Source organism: Phaeobacter sp. B1627, from assembly GCF_006265095.1.
Taxonomy (GTDB): domain Bacteria; phylum Pseudomonadota; class Alphaproteobacteria; order Rhodobacterales; family Rhodobacteraceae; genus Epibacterium.
In genome coordinates this window covers 351572-368432 of sequence record NZ_VCNK01000004.1, presented here as the reverse complement: position 1 = coordinate 368432, position 16861 = coordinate 351572, and the positions used below count along the sequence as shown (strand labels likewise).

Sequence of the window (16861 nt, the reverse complement as noted above, 5' to 3'; positions counted from 1 at the left end):
TGAACAGGGCACCTGTGCATCCGTGCGGGGGCGGGAGCACCACACGGCTCGGACAGGACGCCTGTCTCAGCGATCATCGTCATCCGGATTTGCGTCCAGCTCCTCCTCCTCGATCACGGCCTGCGCCGCGCCCAGCGCTGTTCTGCGGACCGCATCAGACCCCGGCTCCGTGTTTTGATCCACCACCCTCACCGTGACTTCGCGATGCGCGAACCGGATGCCCTCACGTTCGAAGAGATCGCGGATTTCCTGGAACACCTTCTTGCGCACCAACCACTGATCTCCCGGCTTGGTCATGAATTTGACCCGGATGATCATCGCAGAATCCTGCATTTCGATCACCCCTTGCGACTTCAGCGGCTGAATGAAATTGTCGCCAATCACCTCATCCTTCAGCAACTCCTGCCCCAGCGTCTTGATCAGCTTGCGCACCTTCTCCACATCGGTGTCATAGGTGACCCGCAGCGGCAGTTTCATGATCACCCAGTCGCGCGAATAATTGGTCAGCACCTGAATTTCGCCGAACGGGATGGTATGCAGCGCTCCAAGATGATGGCGCAGCTGGAACGACCGGACCGAGATCTTCTCGACCGTGCCTTTGACACTGCCGATATCGATGTATTCACCGCGCCGGAACGCATCATCAATCAGGAAGAACGCGCCCGAGAAAATATCCCGGACCAGCGTCTGAGAGCCAAAGCCGACCGCCAGCCCGACCACCCCGGCCCCGGCAAAGAGCGGGCTGACGTTGATGCCGATTTCCATCAGTACAATCAAGACGATGGACACGACGACCACTGCCAGAATAGCGCCTCGGAACAGCGGCAGCAGGGTCGCCAGGCGGCTGGCGCTGGTGCCACCGCCCTCATCGCCCAACTCGCCCTCCGCGGACTGGTCCTCGCTCTCTTCCTCGATCTTGCTGTCGATCCAGATCCGGGCCACATGAAACACCAGATAGCCGATGAACAGGATCGCCAGCACATCCAGAATGCGGTCGAGGATCGATCCCTCCGCCACCGAAAACTCCGGGTTCCAGACGTAGACCAGCGCCACCGTGCCGCCGGCAAAGGCCAGAATGCCCGCGGCGCGGCGCGCCAGATCCGTGTAGGAGGCAACCGGATGGCGCAGCTTGCCCGCGCCGGGATCCGGCACAGGCGCCGCGGGGATGCTGCCACCCTCATCCGCCGCCGTATCTTCCGGGGCAGGCGCGGGCCGCACCAGTCGGCGGCGGCGGGAGAATTGTTCGATCGCGTAGTTGGTCAGGCCATACACCACCAGGATCGAGGTCAGCACCACAAAGAGCCCCATGATCGGCGGCACCGGGCTCGGCCGTTCCAGGACCAGATCAAAGGCCAGCGCAAGCCAGCCGAAAAAGATGTAGATCAGGATCATCGGCGCCCAGATCCACGACAGCAGCCGGGCCGGCCAGGCCAGACCATGACCCTCGCGCACGGTGCGGATCGCCCGCGAGATCGCGCGCGCATTGACCAGCACCAGCAGGATGCCCAGCAGAGAAGAGGCCAGCATCAGAATGGCGTAGGTGAGCGCGTAGATATTGTAGGTGAGGCCGAAATCCTGAACCCAGGTGGAAAACATCACCGCCGCGAAATCAAACGCCGCCAACGCCGACAACCAGAAGTACAACCGCTTCGCCTCGCGGTCGCCGAGGCTCGGGATGCGATACTGGCTGAGGTAGGGCGACAGCACCATCCGCCACAGGTCCGACATGGTGCGCGCCGCAAAGAAGGTCAGATAGACCGCCAGCGAGGTGAACTCCACCGAGACATCTCCCGAGGGTCCAAACACCAAAAGCGTCACCGCCGCCGCAAAGACCATGGCGAGGAAGGTCGCGCCCAGGCCGGTCGCGAACCGCATCAGCAGAAAGGGCATTTTGCCCGCATAGCCTTCGGGCCGGTCCTGGATGCGCGCCACCACAAACCGTTTGATCAGCCGCTCGCCATAGACCCGGTTGGACAGCCAGCGCCCGATCAACAGCAGCAGCGTGGTGGTCCCGAGCACCTCGAGATAGGTCATGATACGCCCGTCCGGGCTGGTGGCGCGCAGGATATAGGCCATCTCGATCAGAGAATTGGGCAGCGCCTCAAGCCGGTCGTTCAACTGTTCGCGAAAGGCCCGCACCTCGGTCTGGGCCTTCATCACCGACGACGCCCCCTCCATGAGCAGGTCGGTCTCGGCAACCGGCGTCGGCGGCGCATCCCCGGCGGCCGTGACCGGCTGGCCACGGCCATCCAGAATCACCACCCCTACACCGGCCTCTGCCGCCTCACGAATGGCGGCTGCCAGCGGGCTCTCCTCGCCACCGCCCGGCCCCTCCTGTGCAAAAGCCGCAAGTGCCATCGACAGGATCAGCGCAAGCGGCATCACAGCGAAACGCATAAAATTCAACAGGCTCTGCACGATAGCTTTTCCTCCGCCTTTTCTGACCAAAACCGCGTCATTTTCGGTTCAAAAGGCACGCGACTGTCGATTTTGCACCCAGGATCAGGCTCAGACCCCATTGGTTTGATTGCATGCCAGAGGCACGCAGGCTATATCACGCTTGTTTAACCGCCTGCGTTTTTGGCCACGCGTGTTCGTGATGCCATAGCAAACCCAGGCAAAAGAATGAGACAATCGAACGCGAGCTGCCGCTGACCGGCGCGCGTTTGCAGGAATTTTGGGGCGGAACATGGCCAAGACCCAGGGAGCCACCCGAGCCGGGCGCTGCATATCCCGCCCGCTCCGCCCCCCGCTCAGACCGCAGCCCTTCCCTCCATCATTCGTCCCCCCGATGACACAGCCGATTTCACAGTCGGTCAAACAGCCGATTACACAGTCTATCACACGGCCGGTCATCCCGCCGTTCTCACAGTCTTTCTGCCCCAACACGCGAGCCGCCCCATGACAGCCAGCCGTCCTCCCCGTCTGGGCCCCGCCGGGCGTGGCCCGCGCATCCTGTTCTACAGCCACGACACCTTCGGGCTTGGCCACCTGCGCCGGTCGCGGGCGCTGGCCGGGGCGATCACGGCGGCGGACCCCAAGGCCTCGGCCATGATCCTCACCGGTTCCCCCGTGGCTGGTCGGTTTGCTTTTCCGAACCGGGTCGATCACATGCGCCTGCCGGGGGTGATCAAACGCGCCGACGGATCCTATGCCAGCCGCACAATGGGCATGACCATCGAAGAAACCACCGAGATGCGCGCCGCGCTCATCCGCTCCACCGCGGAGCAGTTCGACCCGGATATTCTGGTGGTCGACAAGGAGCCTACGGGCTTTCGCGGGGAATTGCTGCCGGCGCTGGATCTCTTGCAGGGGCGGGGCAAGGCGAAACTGGTGCTGGGTCTGCGCGACGTGCTGGACGAACCCGAAGTGCTGCGGGCCGAATGGGACCGCAAATGGGCCCTGGACGCGACCGAGCGCTACTATGATGAAATCTGGGTCTATGGTCTGCGCGATATCTACGACCCGACCGCCGGGCTTGACCTCAGCGCGGATGCACAGGCGCGGATGCATTGGACCGGATACCTGCGGCGCGACCTCGGCACGATCGGAGAGCTGCCGGAGCAACCCTATGTGCTGATCACCCCCGGCGGCGGCGGCGATGGGGCGATGATGGTGGATCTGGCGATTTCCGCCTACGAACGGGACCCGGATCTGGCCCCGCGCGCAATGCTGGTCTACGGGCCGTTCCTGTCGGGCGAGACCCGCGCCGCCTTTGAAAGCCGTGTTTCGGCGCTTCTGGGGCGGGTCACGGCGGTCGGGTTCGAAAGCGAGATCGAAACCTTGTTTGCCGGGGCGCAGGGGGTGATCTGCATGGGCGGCTACAATACGTTCTGCGAGGTCCTGTCGTTTGACAAACCCGCCGTGATCGTGCCGCGCACGACGCCGCGCCTGGAACAGTGGATCCGCGCCAGCCGCGCCGAAGAGCTGGGCCTTGTGGCCATGCTGGACGAAAACCGCGATGGCTGGACCCCCGAGGCGATGATTGGCGCGATCCGGGCGCTTGAGCATCAGCCGCGGCCCTCTCAGGCGATCTCCGACGGGCTGCTGGACGGTCTGGATTACGTCACCCAACGTGTGGACGCCCTGTTGCGCCAGCTGCCGCGCGAGGCCGCCGAATGAGCCAGACACGCCCGGCGCTTGCTGTGCTGGTCAAGGGATGGCCGCGCCTGTCCGAAACCTTCATCGCCCAGGAACTCGTGGCGCTGGAGGAGGCCTGCCAGCCGTTCGAGATCTGGTCCCTGCGCCATCCCACCGACGCCAAGACGCACCCCCTGCACGACCGCCTGCAGGCGCCCGTTCACTATTTGCCGGAATATCTCCACGACGCCCCCGCCCGTGTCACCCGCGCTCGCGCGGCGGCACGGGCGCTGCCGGGATATGCCGAGGCCTGGCGGGTCTGGCGCGCCGATCTGCGCCGCGATCCCACCCACAACCGCATCCGCCGCTTTGGTCAGGCCTGTGTGCTGGCCTGCGAACTGCCGCCCGAGGTGCGCGGGCTCTACGCCCATTTTCTGCACACTCCCGCATCCGTCGCCCGCTATGCCGCCATCATGCGCGGTCTGCCGTGGAGTTTTTCCGCCCACGCCAAGGACATCTGGACCTCGCCCGACTGGGAACTGCGCGAAAAGCTCTCGGACCAGAGCCACGGCGCCGCTTTTGGCGCGACCTGCACCGGGTTTGGCGCCAGACATCTGCAGGATATGGCCAGCGGCACCCCGGTGGATCTGATTTATCACGGGCTGGATCTTGGCCGGTTCCCCGCCCCGCCAGAGCGCGCCTTGCGCAGCCCCCATGCCCCGTTTCAGATGATGTCGGTGGGCCGTCTGGTCGAGAAGAAGGGGTTCGACCGCCTGATCGCGGCGCTGGCCCTGATTCCTGCCGATCTCGATTGGCATTGGACCCATATCGGCGGCGGTGCCCTTGGCGATCTGCTGCAGGGCATGGCCGAGGACGCAGGCATCGCCGATCGCATCACCTGGCGCGGCGCCTGCGACCAGCCCGAGGTGATTGCCGCCATGCGTGCCGCCGATTTGTTCGTGCTGCCCTCGCGGGTGGCGGCGGATGGCGACCGCGACGGGCTGCCCAATGTGCTGATGGAGGCCGCCTCGCAAGGCTTGCCGATCCTGTCCACGCCGGTCTCCGCCATCCCGGAATTCATCGAAAACGGCACCCACGGCGTGCTCAGCGATGACGCGCCCGAGGCGCTCGCTGCGGCGATCCTGTCCCTCGCCCGCGCGCCCCAGGATGCCGCCCGCATGGCAGCAGCCGCGCTCGACCGGCTCCGGGCCGACTTTGGCATGTCGCCGGGCATTGCGCAGCTGAACCGCCGGCTGAGCGCCATGCTGGAGGCCTCGTCATGACCCCGCCCCGCCTTGCATTCTACGCCCCGATGAAGGCGCCGACCCACCCCACCCCCTCGGGCGACCGCGCCATGGCCCGCAGCCTGATGGCCCTGCTTCAGGAGGGCGGCGCCGAGGTCCTCCTGGCCTCGGATCTGCGGCTGCATGAAAACCTGGGGGATCGCGACCAGCAAGCGCTGCTGCAGCAGCGCGCCGCCCGCGACGTGGGGCGTCTGATCGAAGAGATGCCCGCCGTGGATCTCTGGGTGAGCTACCACAATTACTACAAGGCGCCGGACCTGATCGGCCCCGCCGTTGCCGCCGCCCGCGACATCCCCTACGTCCAGATCGAGAGCACCCGCGCCAGCAAGCGCCTGACCGGTCCCTGGTCCGATTTCGCCCGCGCCGCCCACGCAGCGGCAGATCAGGCGGCGGTGATCTTCTACCTCACCGAGCAGGATCGCGCCACGCTGGAGCGTGATCGGCCAGCGGATCAGCAGCTCGTGCACCTGCGCCCCTTCCTGCCCCGCGCCGATCTGCCGGCTGCCAGCGCCCAAGACGGGCCGATGCTGGCGGCGGGGATGATGCGCCCCGGCGACAAGCTGGCCTCCTATGCGCTGATCGCCGAAACCCTGCGCCATCTCGACACCTGTGGTCAGACGGGCTGGCAGCTTGAGATTGCAGGCGACGGGCCCGCGCGCGCCCTGGTCGAGGCGCTGATGGCGCCCTTTGGGGCGCGGGTGCGGCTTCTCGGCGCGCTGGATGAGGCGGCGATGGAACAGGCCTACCTCCGCGCGGGCCTGTTCCTGTGGCCCGGCGTCAACGAGGCCTACGGAATGGTCTATCTGGAGGCGCAGGCCCATGGCTTGCCGGTGGTGGCACAGGACCGCCCCGGCCTGCGGGATGTTCTGCTGCCGGGCCATTCCTCTGCCGTTGACGACGGGGCGGAGGCGCTGGCGCGGGCGGCGCAACGCCTTCTGACATCAGCCCCCGAACGCGCCGAGATCGGACGGCGGGCGCGCGACCATATCGCCACCCACCACCTCCGCCCCGCCGCCCGCGAGACGGTCTGGTCCGCACTGCGCCCGCTGCTGGAACGCTCCGGATGATCCGCCTCGCCCTGCTCCGCCATGGCCACACCGCCTGGAACCGCGACGGCCGCATTCAGGGCCGCAGCGACATCGCGCTGGACCCGGACGCGCGTCGCGACCTCGCCGCGCTGTCGCTGCCTGCGCCCTGGCAGGCCGCCGCGCTCTGGTCCAGCCCGCTTCTGCGCGCGACAGAGACCGCGCAGCTGGTGGCCGGACGCGCGCCGCGCACGGATGCCGCGCTGATCGAAATGAACTGGGGCGCATGGGAAGGCCTCCGGGGCGTGGATCTTCGCGCCGATGCCACCTCCGGCTTTCGCGATATCGAGAGCTGGGGTTGGGACTTCCGCCCTCCCGGCGGCGAAAGCCCGGCCGAGGTCTGGCACCGTCTGCAGCCTTGGGTCCAGAGCCTCGATCACGACAGCGTTGCGGTCTGTCACATCGGCGTCATGCGGATGATCCTCGCCCGCGCCCACGGCTGGGATTTCGCAGGCCCCGCGCCGTTCCAGATCAAACGCAACCGGCTCTTCGTGGTGGAGATCGCCAACGGTCAGCTCTCCCCATGGCGCGACCCGGTGCGTCTTGTGCAGGAGGCGGAATGAAGATCCTCATCGCCGTGACCCATCTTCTGGGCACCGGGCATCTGTCCCGCGCTCTGACGCTGGGGCGGGCCTTTGCCGCTGCGGGTCATGCGGTGAGCGTGGTCTCCGGTGGCGGCCCCGCGCCCCACCTGTCGACCCGGGGCGTCGCATTTGAACAATTGCCGCCGCTGCGATCCGACGGGCTGACCTTCTCCCGGCTTCTCGCCGCCGATGGCAAGGTCGCAGACGCCAACTATCACGCCGCGCGACAGGCACATCTGCAGGGCCTTGTTCGCAGTCTGCAACCCGATGTGCTGATCACCGAGCTCTACCCCTTCGGGCGGCGCAGCCTGCAGGCCGAGTTCCACGTCCTGCTGGAGGCCGCCCATGCCCTGCCGGTTCGCCCCCTCATCCTGTCCTCGATCCGTGACATTCTGGCCCCGCCGTCCAAACCCAAAAAGGCCGTGGCTGCCGATGCGGTGATCGCCCAATATTATGACGCAGTGCTGGTTCACTCCGACCCGAACGCCACCCGGCTGGAGGCCAGCTGGCCAGTCTCGCCCGCGCTGTCGCAGCGGCTCCACTACACAGGCTACGTGGCGCCGCCCGCGATCACCCCGCACCCGGACAAGCTGGGCCAGGGAGAGATCCTCGTCAGCGCCGGCGGCGGCAGCGTCGGGGATGCGCTATATGCCTGTGCGGTGCAGGCGGCAAAGGCGATGCCGGAGCACAAATGGCGCATCCTGATCGGCGGCAGCAATGCATCGGAGCGGATCGCAGCCCTCTCCGATCCCGCCTCCCCCGCGCGCCTGGAACCGGCCCGGCCGGAGTTCAGGTCCATGCTGCCCCATGCGGCGGCCTCGGTCAGCATGTGCGGCTACAATACCGCGCTTGACCTGCTGCAGTCGGGCGTGCCCTCGGTGCTGGTTCCCTTTGACGCAGGCAACGAGGTCGAACAGAGCCTGCGCGCCCGCAGTCTGGCAACGCTCTCGGGGGTCGCCGTCGAACCCACAGCCGCGCTCACCCCCGCCCGCCTCTCTGCCGCCCTGCGCCAAGTCATGCAGGAGCCGCAACGCAGCCTTGACGGCTTTCGGTTTGACGGAGCCGCCCGAAGCGTGGAAATTGCCGAAACGCTGCACCGGGCGCTGCGCCCCTCGCAGCGATAGGGCTGCCAATTGAGGGGGGAGCATGACACAGGCTTGGGATGAACTGGACCGGGAACTGACACTCTGGAGCCGGGAGGGGCTGGATCTGCCCCTGTGGTGGCGCGATGACGATGCGGTGGCCCCCACCGAGGCGCTCGGTCGACTGGAGGATCTAGCGGGAGAGCTGGGCATGCCTGTGCATCTGGCGGTGATCCCTCATTCCGCGGTGGCCGAGCTGGCCGAGACAGTCAGCCAATCGCAACATCTGCTGCCCGTTGTGCACGGCTGGGCGCATGTGAACCACGCGCCGACAGAGGCCAAGAAGAGCGAGTTCGGCAGCACCCGCCCGGTCGACGAGGCGCTGAACGAAGCGGAACAGGGCATCGAGCGGCTGCAGCAGCTGTTCGGTCCCGCCCTTCGGCCCATGTTCGTGCCGCCCTGGAACCGGATCTCGGCGGCCATGCTGCCCTGGCTGGCGGGGCTGGACTATGCGGCCATCTCGACCTTCGGGCCGCGCAAGCGGGTACAGGCGGCACCGGGGCTATTGCAGATCAACACCCATATCGACCCGATCAACTGGCACGGTGACCGCAGCCTCCTCGACAGCGGGTCGATCCTGACCCCTCTGGTGGCGCAGCTGCAGGCCCGTCGGGCCGGGTCGGTGGACCGGACGGAACCTCTGGGCCTGCTGACCCACCACCTGATCCATGACGAGGGCGTCTGGTCCTTCTGCGAGACGCTTCTGCGCCGCCTGCTGGACGGCCCCGCCCGTCCCTGGCGCTTTGATGAGAGGATCACCTGACATGAGCCGACTGGACAGCATGCTGCGCCGCCTGACTGCGCAACGGGACGGGCTGAACTGGGCCGCTTCGGCGATCGCCGGGATTGACGGCGATGTGCTGGATCTCGGCCTGGGCAACGGGCGCACCTATGACCATCTGCGCGAATCCCTGAGCGACCGCCGGGTCTGGGTGATCGACCGGGTGCTGCAATGTCACCCGTCCTGCGTGCCGCCAGAGGAGAACTTTCTGCAGGGCGAAGCCGAGCCGATGCTGCACAGGCTTGCCGAAAGCCCGCATCGGATGGCGCTGGCCCATTACGACTTCGGGTTCGGCATCAAGGAAGAAGACGTGGCAGAAGCGGCCAGGCTGTCTCCGGCGATTGCGGCGGTCATGGCCTCCGGCGGGTTGATCATTTCCGGTCAGCCGCTGGTGGGATTTCAACACATCGACGGCCCCGCAGATATCCCCGACGGGCGGTATATGTTCTACCGCGCCGATTGATCCCGGCAGCTCACCGATTTCGGGAGATGGCCGTTCCCGGCACATCACGGTTCCCGGACCATTCCCGGCAGGTCACCATTCGAGGTATTGCGCTGCGCCCTGCGCATCGCGGGGGGGCGGGGGCCGCGCCGAAGGCGCGGCCCCCGCCGGGCCCAACGCTTTTGGGTGCGGCTCTGCCGCCCCCAAAAGGGACGGGAGCTCCACCCTGCCTTGCCACTGCAGTGCAACAGTCGGCTCTGCGCGAACCGGGGCGAACCCAGGCGAAACGGAGCAGATAAGGTCAGCATTTCTGACCCAATGTTTCGCAGGCGAAACAACAGGTCAGGAGGGCTGATACTTTTTGTGGGCGTTGCGCAGCAGGCGAACGCTGACATCTTGTGAACCCGGCAACACGCCAAATTCCCTTCCCCCGATTGGGGCGCGGAACCTTTCCAACCTCATACTGCATAATGCCGCGCGCGGCCCGGTCAGGGGCGCGCAGCATTGTGCAGCCGCCTGTATTGCGGCCCTCAGGCCACGCGCTGGCCGCGACAGAACACAGCCCGCGGCATCGGCGTGCCCTGCCCGATGTCGAAACGGATCAGATCCGCCCGTTTGCCAATCTCCAGCACGCCGCGATCCTCCAGCCCGACGGACCGGGCCGGCGCTGCCGTCACGCAGGCTATGCCGCGCGCCAGATCCCCCCAGATGTCGCCGAGCTTCACGGCCGCCTGCAGCAGAGCGGCCGGGATGTAGTCAGACGACACGATGTCCAGAAGCTCCAGATCCGCCAGCTCCCTGGCCGCCACATTGCCCGAATGGGACCCGCCCCGCATCAGGTTGGGTGCCCCCATCATCACTGCGATCCCATGCGCGCGACAGGCCCGGGCGGCCTCCACCGTCGTGGGGAATTCCGCCAGCCGGATGCCGTGACCTGCCGAGACCTCCACCTGCCCGGCGGTGGTGTCGTCGTGGCTGGCCAGCACCGCGCCGAAGCGCGCCGCCTCGGCCACGGTTGCCGCCTCGTGCATGTCCCCATAGGTGGCGCGCAGCTGCTTCAGATCGGCCACATGGGTGATGAAATCCTCATCCGACATGCCGCGTTTGGATTTCACGTATTGCTCCAGTTTGGAGATATCGCGGAACTGGCGCTGCCCCGGCGTGTGATCCATCAGGCTGACAAGGCCGACGCGGTCATCGGGGCCGAATTCGGCCAGCTCTTCGGCCAGGGTTTCGGAACAGACCTCCGCCCGCAGATGCAGGAAGTGGCTGATCTTCAGCATGTCCTTCGCCCGCAGATCGAGCATTTCGGTGGCAAGCTGACGGGCATATTTCAGATACCGGCCCTTGCCGCGCTGGATCGAACCCACGCGCATCGCATCAAAGACGGTGGTGATCCCGGTCGAGGCCAGCTCTGCATCATGGGCGACGATGGCCGCCGCGTGGGGCCAGTCAACGCCGGGACGCGGTTCGATGTGGCGTTCCAGATTGTCGGTATGCAGCTCGATCAGACCGGGGCTGAGGTAATCTCCGCCCAGATCCACCGCCCCGGCGGGAACAGAGGTCCCGTCGGAGATGTCGGAAATCAGTCCATCGGTAATTTTCACGCAACCCGTCCGGGTCTCATCCGCAAGGATCAACGTGGCATTGGCAAGGATCAACTCTTGTGTCATCTGGAGTTCACATCTTTCGGTCATGGGAAGGCCCACGTCTTAGGAGGCCATTGTGACATTTACGCGATACGCAGTTTATTATGCCCCACCCGCAGAGGCGGACTGGAGCCGCTGGGCAACCGGCTGGCTGGGCTGGGATATGGAACGGGGCTGCACCGCCCCCCATCCCGATGTGGCAGACCTGGGCCTGGCAGAACCGGGCGCGGCAGAACTGGGCGCGGCAGGACTCAATGTCGCGGAGATCACGGCCACGCCCCGGAAGTACGGGCTGCACGCCACATTGAAGCCGCCGATGCGGCTGGCAGCTGGCACCGACGAGGGACAGCTGCGCGCCGCCTGCACGGCGCTGGCCGCGACGCAGCCCCCCGTCGCGCTGGCGGGGCTGGAGATCGCACGGCTTGGCCGCTTCCTTGCGCTGTGTCCCATCGGCGAGGTCTCGGCGCTGAACCGGCTGGCGGCGGCCTGCGTCACCGAGCTGGACGCCTTTCGCGCGCGCCCGTCGGAGGCAGAACTGGACCGGCGGCGGGCGGCGGGGCTCAGCCCTCAGCAGGACGAAAACCTGACCCGCTGGGGCTACCCCTATGTGCTGGATCAGTTCCGCTTTCACATCACCCTGACCGGCAAGCTGCCCAAAGCGCAACTGCCCCGCGTGGAGGCCTGTCTGGCGGCGCGGCTGGCGCCGAAGCTGCCCCGGCCGCTGATCCTGACCGATCTGGCGCTGGTCGGAGAGGCGGAGGACGGCCGGTTTCATCTGCTGCACCGCTACGCCCTTTCGGCCTGAATGATTGCCTGCGCGGCGACGATGGCGGCGCTGAGGGCACCGCTGTTGTCGACCTTGTAGACCTGCCGCAACCCCTCCGGCAGGGCGAGGTCTGCGCGGGCCAGCCGACGTTGCACCTCTTCGGGGTCCTCCCGGCCACGACCGGTGAGCCGGGCGGCCAGCAGCTCGGGATCGGCAGTGACCGAGATCACCCGGAAATCGTCGAACACCTCCTGCGCCTGCAACAGAACCGCCCGCGACAGGTTGACCAGCACCCCCGAGGCCCCCAGCCGCAGAGCTTCGATGTCGCGGGAAATCCCGTAGCGCAGCCCGTGTGCCCGCCAATGGAGCGCGAAGACATCGGCCGCGACCAGCGCCTCGAACTCCGCCTCGGAGACCGGTTGATAGTCCTCGCCGCCGGCTTCGGGGGCGCGAGTGATCACGCGGCGCATGGTGCGCAGGCGCGGATCCGCCACGGCGAGACCGCTCATCAGGCTGTCCTTGCCGACACCGGAGGGGCCGACAACGGCGATCACCGGACCTTTGGGGCCAGGGGCTTTTGCGGTCGGCATCATGCGGCACGCCGGGGCGAGAAGGCCGAGACATCGATGAAACGGTCGCAGACCTGCGTGCGCGCCGCCTCGTCGTGGAAAATCCCGATGATCGCGGCCCCCCGCGCCTTGGCCGCCTCGATCAGGCCGAGCACGGTGGCGCGGTTCCTGGCGTCCAGGCTGGCGGTGGGTTCATCCAGCAGCATCGCCGGGTAGTCGTAGGCAAAGCCCCGGGCGATATTGACCCGCTGCTGTTCGCCGCCGGAAAAGGTGGTGGGGCTGAGGGCCCAGAGCCGTTCGGGGATATTGAGCTCTGCCAGCAGCGATGCGGCGCGGTCCCGGGCCTGATCCGCCGGGGTGTCCACCGACAGCAACGGCTCGGCCACCACATCGAGGGTGGATACCCGCGGCACCACCCGCAGGAACTGGCTGACATAGCCCAGCGTCTTGCGGCGCAGCTCCAGGATCTCGCGCGGCTCGGCCCGTGCCACATCGAGACCACCGATCAGGATCTGGCCGGAGGCGGCAAGGTAGTTGCCGTAGATCAGGCGCATCAGGGTGGATTTCCCGGCGCCCGAGGCCCCCACCAGACCGACGCATTCACCGGGGGCCACCGCAAGGCTCGCCGCTTCCATCACCGGGATCGTGGCGCTGCCCTGATTGTGCAGGGTGAAGCTCTTGGAGACATCCCTGATGTCGATCATGGGGGGGGACTTGGGATCAGAAGCGGTCATAGCCAGCCTTTCCATCGAAAAAAGAGGAGCGTGCCCAGCGCCGATAGGGTCATCAGGCCGGTGGCGATCAGATAGCCATGGGGGCTGTCCATGCCCGGCAGGTAGCCGAAGTTCATGCCATAGACGGAGGCCACCAGGGTCGGCGGCAGAAAGATCACGGCCACCACAGAGACGATGCGCCCGGTGATGCCCTGTTCCAGGGTGACCATGCCGAGGATGACATCGGTCAGATGCGAAATCCGGCCCGAGAGGAAATCCGCATGCACCAGCAGCGCCTGAATGTCATGTCCGCGCGCCTTGGTCAGGGGGCGCAGGTCCTTGTCGTCATGGCTGAGACCAAAGGTCGACAGGGCCCGTTCCAGCGTCAGCAGCGACAGCCGGTATTTCGCCAGCATCTCGCCCGAGCGCCCCACCTCGCGCAGCATGTCCTGCAGCGCCCTGCTCCAGATGCCTTCTTCGGTAAAAAGGCGGGCGGCGCGGTCATCAAGCTCGCGTCCCACCCCTTCGAGAAGGTCCGCCATCCGGGCCACGATTTCCTCCATCAGGGACAGGAACAGCCGCGCAATCGTGGTGCAGCCGGCGCTGCTGCCTGCGGCATGGGCGGCGAGGGTCTCGAACGGGCGCGGCGCGTGAAACCGAACGGTGACCAGACAGGAGGGAGACAACAGGCAGGCCACGGGACCAAAGCTGCGCGCCTTCTCGGCATCAAGCCCCGGCAGCGACACCGTCAGCACGTCCACATTGCCGGTCCGGTAGAAGCGGTTGGAGATCTCGATCTCCTCCATATCCGCCAGCGAGGGCACATCATAGCCGAGGGCCTCCACCTGCGCCAGCTGCTCGGGCTGGGGCCGGTAGAGGTCGATCCAGTCGGCCTCTGACAGCGCGGCATCCGGCGCCAAGGGCGTCAGGGTCGCGTTTTCGATCTTGTAGGCAAAGAGCATTTCATCACACCTGCAGCACGGAAGAGACCAGAAGCTGAGTATAGGCATGTTGCGGGTCGTCAAGCACCTGATCCGTGAGGCCGGTTTCGACGACATGGCCGGATTTCATCACCATCAGCCGGTCGGCCAGCAGGCGCACCACGGCAAGGTCATGGGTGACGATGATCGCCGAAAGCCCCATTTCGCGCACCAATCCGCGCAGCAGATCCAGCAGCCGCGCCTGCACCGACACATCCAGCCCGCCGGTGGGTTCATCCATGAAGACCAGTCGCGGACCGGTGACCAGATTGCGGGCGATCTGCAGGCGCTGCTGCATGCCCCCCGAAAAGGCCGAGGGGCGGTCATCGACGCGGTTTTCCTCAATCTCCACCCGGTCGAGCCAGTCGATGGCAGAGGCGCGGATATTGCCATAGTGACGCCCGCCCACAGCCATCAGCCGCTCGCCGATATTGCCGCCCGCCGACACCGACATGCGCAGCCCGTCGCGGGCGTGCTGATGCACAAAGGCCCAATCGGTGCGGCCCAGCATCCGGCGCTCGGGTTCGGACATGGTGAGCGTATCGACCGGCCCGCGGTCGCGGGTGTCAAAGATCACCTCGCCGCCGTCGGTTTCCAGATGACCGGCGAGACAGTTCAGCAACGTGGATTTGCCCGAGCCGGATTCGCCCACGATCCCCATCACCTCGCCCGGAAAGAGATCAAAGCTGACGTCGGTGCAGCCGATGCGGTGGCCGTACATCTTGCGGATATTGTTCACTTGCAGAAGGGGGTGCATCAGGCGGCCTCCGGTCCGGTTGAAAGGGGCGCCTCGCTGCCGAGGCGACCCACGTGGCCCGCCGCGCGGCGGCTGCGGCAATAGTCGGTGTCGGAACAGACAAACATCCGTCCGCCGGCATCATCCATGATCACCTCGTCCAGATAGCTGTCCGCGGCGGCACAGAGATCGCAGGCGTGGTCGGCCTTGGTGGCCTCGAAGGGGTAGTCCTCGAAATCGAGCGAGACGACCTTTGTGTAGGGCGGCACCGCATAGATCCGCTGTTCCCGGCCCGCGCCAAACAATTGGATCGCGGCCATTTCCAGCTTCGGGTTGTCGAACTTCGGGATCGGTGAGGGGTCCATCACATAGCGGCCCTCGACCTTGACCGGATAGGCATAGGAGGTGGCGATCTGCCCATGCTGCGAGATATCCTCGTAGAGCTTCACATGCATCAGCCCGTATTCCTCGAGGCTGTGCATCTTGCGGGTCTCGGTCTCGCGCGGTTCGAGAAATCGCAGCGGCTCCGGGATCGGCACCTGATAAACCAGGATCTGATCCTCGCGCAGCGCCGCCTCGGGGATGCGGTGGCGGGTCTGGATGATGGAGGCCCGCTCGGTTTCCTCGGTCGTCGCCACGCCGGCGGTGCGTTCAAAGAACTTGCGGATGGAGACCGCGTTGGTGGTGTCGTCAGCGCCCTGATCGATCACCTTCAGCGTGTCATCCGGGGTCAGCGCCGCCGCCGAGACCTGCACGCCGCCCGTGCCCCAGCCATAGGGCATCGGCATTTCCCGAGAGGCAAAGGGCACCTGATAGCCCGGGATCGCCAGCCCCTTGAGGATGGCGCGACGGATCATCCGCTTGGTCTGTTCGTCGAGATAGGCGAAATTATATTCAGACATGCTGGGCTTCCTTTTGGTCGGTTGCACTGGAGGAGGGGACCTTCATTCTGCGGCCTCCTGCGCGGCAGTGGCCTCACGCCGCAGCTTGCGGACCAGTTCCAGTTCCGATTGGAAATCGACGTAATGCGGCAGCTTGATATGTTCGAGAAAGCCGGTGGCCTGGATGTTGTCGCAATGGCTGAGGACAAACTCCTCGTCCTGCGCGGCGGCGCCGACGTTGTCTTCGCCCAGCTCGCGCCAGCGCAGCGCCCGGTCCACCAGCGCCATGGCAATCGCCTTGCGCTCGGTCTGGCCGAACACCAGACCATAGCCACGGGTGAACTGCGGCGGCTCGGTCTTGGAGCCCGTGAACTGGTTCACCGTCTCGCATTCGGTCAGCTCGATCTCGCCGATCTCGATGGCAAAGCCCAGTTCGGGGATCTCCATCTCCACCGCCACGGTGCCGATGCGCAGCTCGCCGACAAAGGCGTGGTTGCGCGCGTATCCACGCTGGGTGGAATAGGCCATGCCGAGGATGAACCCCTCGTCGCCCCGGGTCAGCGTCTGCAGCCGGGTGGCGCGATCCGCCGGAAAAGCGACCGGTTCGCGGGTAATGTCGCGGGGGGTGGCGTCGCTGTCGGGTTCGGTCTGGATGATATCCTCGTCGCGCAGAAAGCTGGTGACATGCGGGGTCGGCTCGCGGCGGGGAGGCGCGGTCGGGGCCTCTGGCAGCTCTCCTTCGGCGGCGAGTTTGAAATCCAACAGCCGGTGCGTGTAGTCAAAGGTCGGTCCCAGCACCTGCCCCCCCGGCACGTCCTTGAAGGTGGCGGAAACCCTCCGGTCACAGGCCATGTCCGCCGTCTCGACCGGACGTGAGTTGCCAAAGCGCGGCAGCGTCGTGCGGTAGGCGCGGATCAGAAAGATCGCCTCGATCAGATCACCGCGCGACTGTTTGATCGCCAGCGCCGCGAGGTCGGGATCAAACAAAGACCCCTCTGCCATCACCCGGTTCACAGCGAGTTTCAACTGTTCGCGGATCTGCGCCAGCGACAGCTCGGCCACAGAGGTGTCGCCGCGGCGCTCTTCGGCGAGCCAGGCATGGGCGTTATCGATGGCGCGTTCGCCGCCCTTTACAGCTACATACATGTG

General features: G+C 66.2%; 16 protein-coding genes. 8 read left to right on the top strand and 8 right to left on the bottom strand.

Annotated elements, in window-relative coordinates; translation table 11 throughout:
• Positions 1–66: 66 nt before the first annotated feature.
• Positions 67–2397 (bottom strand): mechanosensitive ion channel family protein, encoded by a 2331-nt coding sequence (locus FGE21_RS04030; protein ID WP_139662080.1) that lies wholly within the window; start codon positions 2395–2397, stop codon positions 67–69.
• A gap of 504 nt (positions 2398–2901) precedes the next feature.
• Here FGE21_RS04030 and FGE21_RS04025 point away from each other — a divergent pair.
• Genes FGE21_RS04025 through FGE21_RS03995 form a run of 7 tightly spaced genes read left to right on the top strand, consistent with a single transcriptional unit; the run spans position 2902 to position 9439 of the window.
• The gene (locus tag FGE21_RS04025; protein WP_139661865.1) at positions 2902–4122 is read left to right on the top strand and encodes a glycosyltransferase family protein; all 1221 of its coding nucleotides are present in this window, start codon (positions 2902–2904) and stop codon (positions 4120–4122) included.
• The gene (locus FGE21_RS04020) at positions 4119–5363 is read left to right on the top strand and encodes a glycosyltransferase family 4 protein (RefSeq protein ID WP_139661863.1); all 1245 of its coding nucleotides are present in this window, start codon (positions 4119–4121) and stop codon (positions 5361–5363) included. The genes FGE21_RS04025 and FGE21_RS04020 overlap by 4 nt, the downstream gene beginning before the upstream one ends.
• Positions 5360–6451: a glycosyltransferase family 4 protein gene (locus FGE21_RS04015; protein ID WP_139661862.1), complete on the top strand. Its 1092-nt coding sequence runs from the start codon at positions 5360–5362 to the stop codon at positions 6449–6451. Before FGE21_RS04020 ends, FGE21_RS04015 begins: the two co-directional genes overlap by 4 nt.
• Positions 6448–7032, top strand: a complete 585-nt coding sequence (locus tag FGE21_RS04010; protein WP_139661860.1) for a histidine phosphatase family protein — start codon at positions 6448–6450, stop codon at positions 7030–7032. The genes FGE21_RS04015 and FGE21_RS04010 overlap by 4 nt, the downstream gene beginning before the upstream one ends.
• Entirely contained in the window at positions 7029–8177 is a 1149-nt protein-coding gene (locus FGE21_RS04005) for a glycosyltransferase family protein (RefSeq protein WP_139661859.1), read from the top strand. The genes FGE21_RS04010 and FGE21_RS04005 overlap by 4 nt, the downstream gene beginning before the upstream one ends.
• Before the next feature lie 22 nt (positions 8178–8199).
• Positions 8200–8958 (top strand): polysaccharide deacetylase family protein, encoded by a 759-nt coding sequence (locus FGE21_RS04000; RefSeq protein WP_139661857.1) that lies wholly within the window; start codon positions 8200–8202, stop codon positions 8956–8958.
• Between the two features lies 1 nt (position 8959).
• Positions 8960–9439, top strand: coding sequence for a class I SAM-dependent methyltransferase (locus tag FGE21_RS03995; RefSeq protein ID WP_139661855.1), 480 nt, complete (start codon positions 8960–8962; stop codon positions 9437–9439).
• A 509-nt stretch (positions 9440–9948) separates the two neighbouring features.
• Here FGE21_RS03995 and FGE21_RS03990 read toward each other — a convergent pair.
• A complete protein-coding gene (locus tag FGE21_RS03990) occupies positions 9949–11091 on the bottom strand; it encodes an alpha-D-ribose 1-methylphosphonate 5-triphosphate diphosphatase (protein ID WP_139661853.1) in 1143 nt (380 codons plus the stop codon).
• Between the two features lie 52 nt (positions 11092–11143).
• On the opposite strand from FGE21_RS03990, the gene FGE21_RS03985 reads away from it, so the two are divergent.
• Positions 11144–11872: a DUF1045 domain-containing protein gene (locus tag FGE21_RS03985; RefSeq protein WP_139661851.1), complete on the top strand. Its 729-nt coding sequence runs from the start codon at positions 11144–11146 to the stop codon at positions 11870–11872.
• On the opposite strand, the gene phnN is transcribed toward FGE21_RS03985, so the two are convergent.
• The 6 genes from phnN to FGE21_RS03955 are packed head-to-tail and all read right to left on the bottom strand — an operon-like array spanning position 11854 to position 16858.
• A complete protein-coding gene (gene phnN / locus FGE21_RS03980) occupies positions 11854–12426 on the bottom strand; it encodes a phosphonate metabolism protein/1,5-bisphosphokinase (PRPP-forming) PhnN (RefSeq protein WP_139661850.1) in 573 nt (190 codons plus the stop codon). The genes FGE21_RS03985 and phnN overlap by 19 nt on opposite strands.
• Complete coding sequence (gene phnL / locus FGE21_RS03975; protein WP_139662079.1) at positions 12423–13106, bottom strand: phosphonate C-P lyase system protein PhnL; 684 nt, start codon at positions 13104–13106, stop codon at positions 12423–12425. Before phnL ends, phnN begins: the two co-directional genes overlap by 4 nt.
• A gap of 26 nt (positions 13107–13132) precedes the next feature.
• Positions 13133–14077, bottom strand: coding sequence for a CorA family divalent cation transporter (locus FGE21_RS03970; protein WP_139661848.1), 945 nt, complete (start codon positions 14075–14077; stop codon positions 13133–13135).
• Positions 14078–14081: 4 nt separating this feature from the next.
• The gene (phnK, locus tag FGE21_RS03965) at positions 14082–14852 is read right to left on the bottom strand and encodes a phosphonate C-P lyase system protein PhnK (protein ID WP_139661847.1); all 771 of its coding nucleotides are present in this window, start codon (positions 14850–14852) and stop codon (positions 14082–14084) included.
• The gene (locus FGE21_RS03960; RefSeq protein WP_139661845.1) at positions 14852–15733 is read right to left on the bottom strand and encodes an alpha-D-ribose 1-methylphosphonate 5-phosphate C-P-lyase PhnJ; all 882 of its coding nucleotides are present in this window, start codon (positions 15731–15733) and stop codon (positions 14852–14854) included. Before FGE21_RS03960 ends, phnK begins: the two co-directional genes overlap by 1 nt.
• 42 nt (positions 15734–15775) lie before the next feature.
• Complete coding sequence (locus tag FGE21_RS03955; RefSeq protein WP_139661843.1) at positions 15776–16858, bottom strand: carbon-phosphorus lyase complex subunit PhnI; 1083 nt, start codon at positions 16856–16858, stop codon at positions 15776–15778.
• Between the last annotated feature and the right edge of the window lie 3 nt (positions 16859–16861).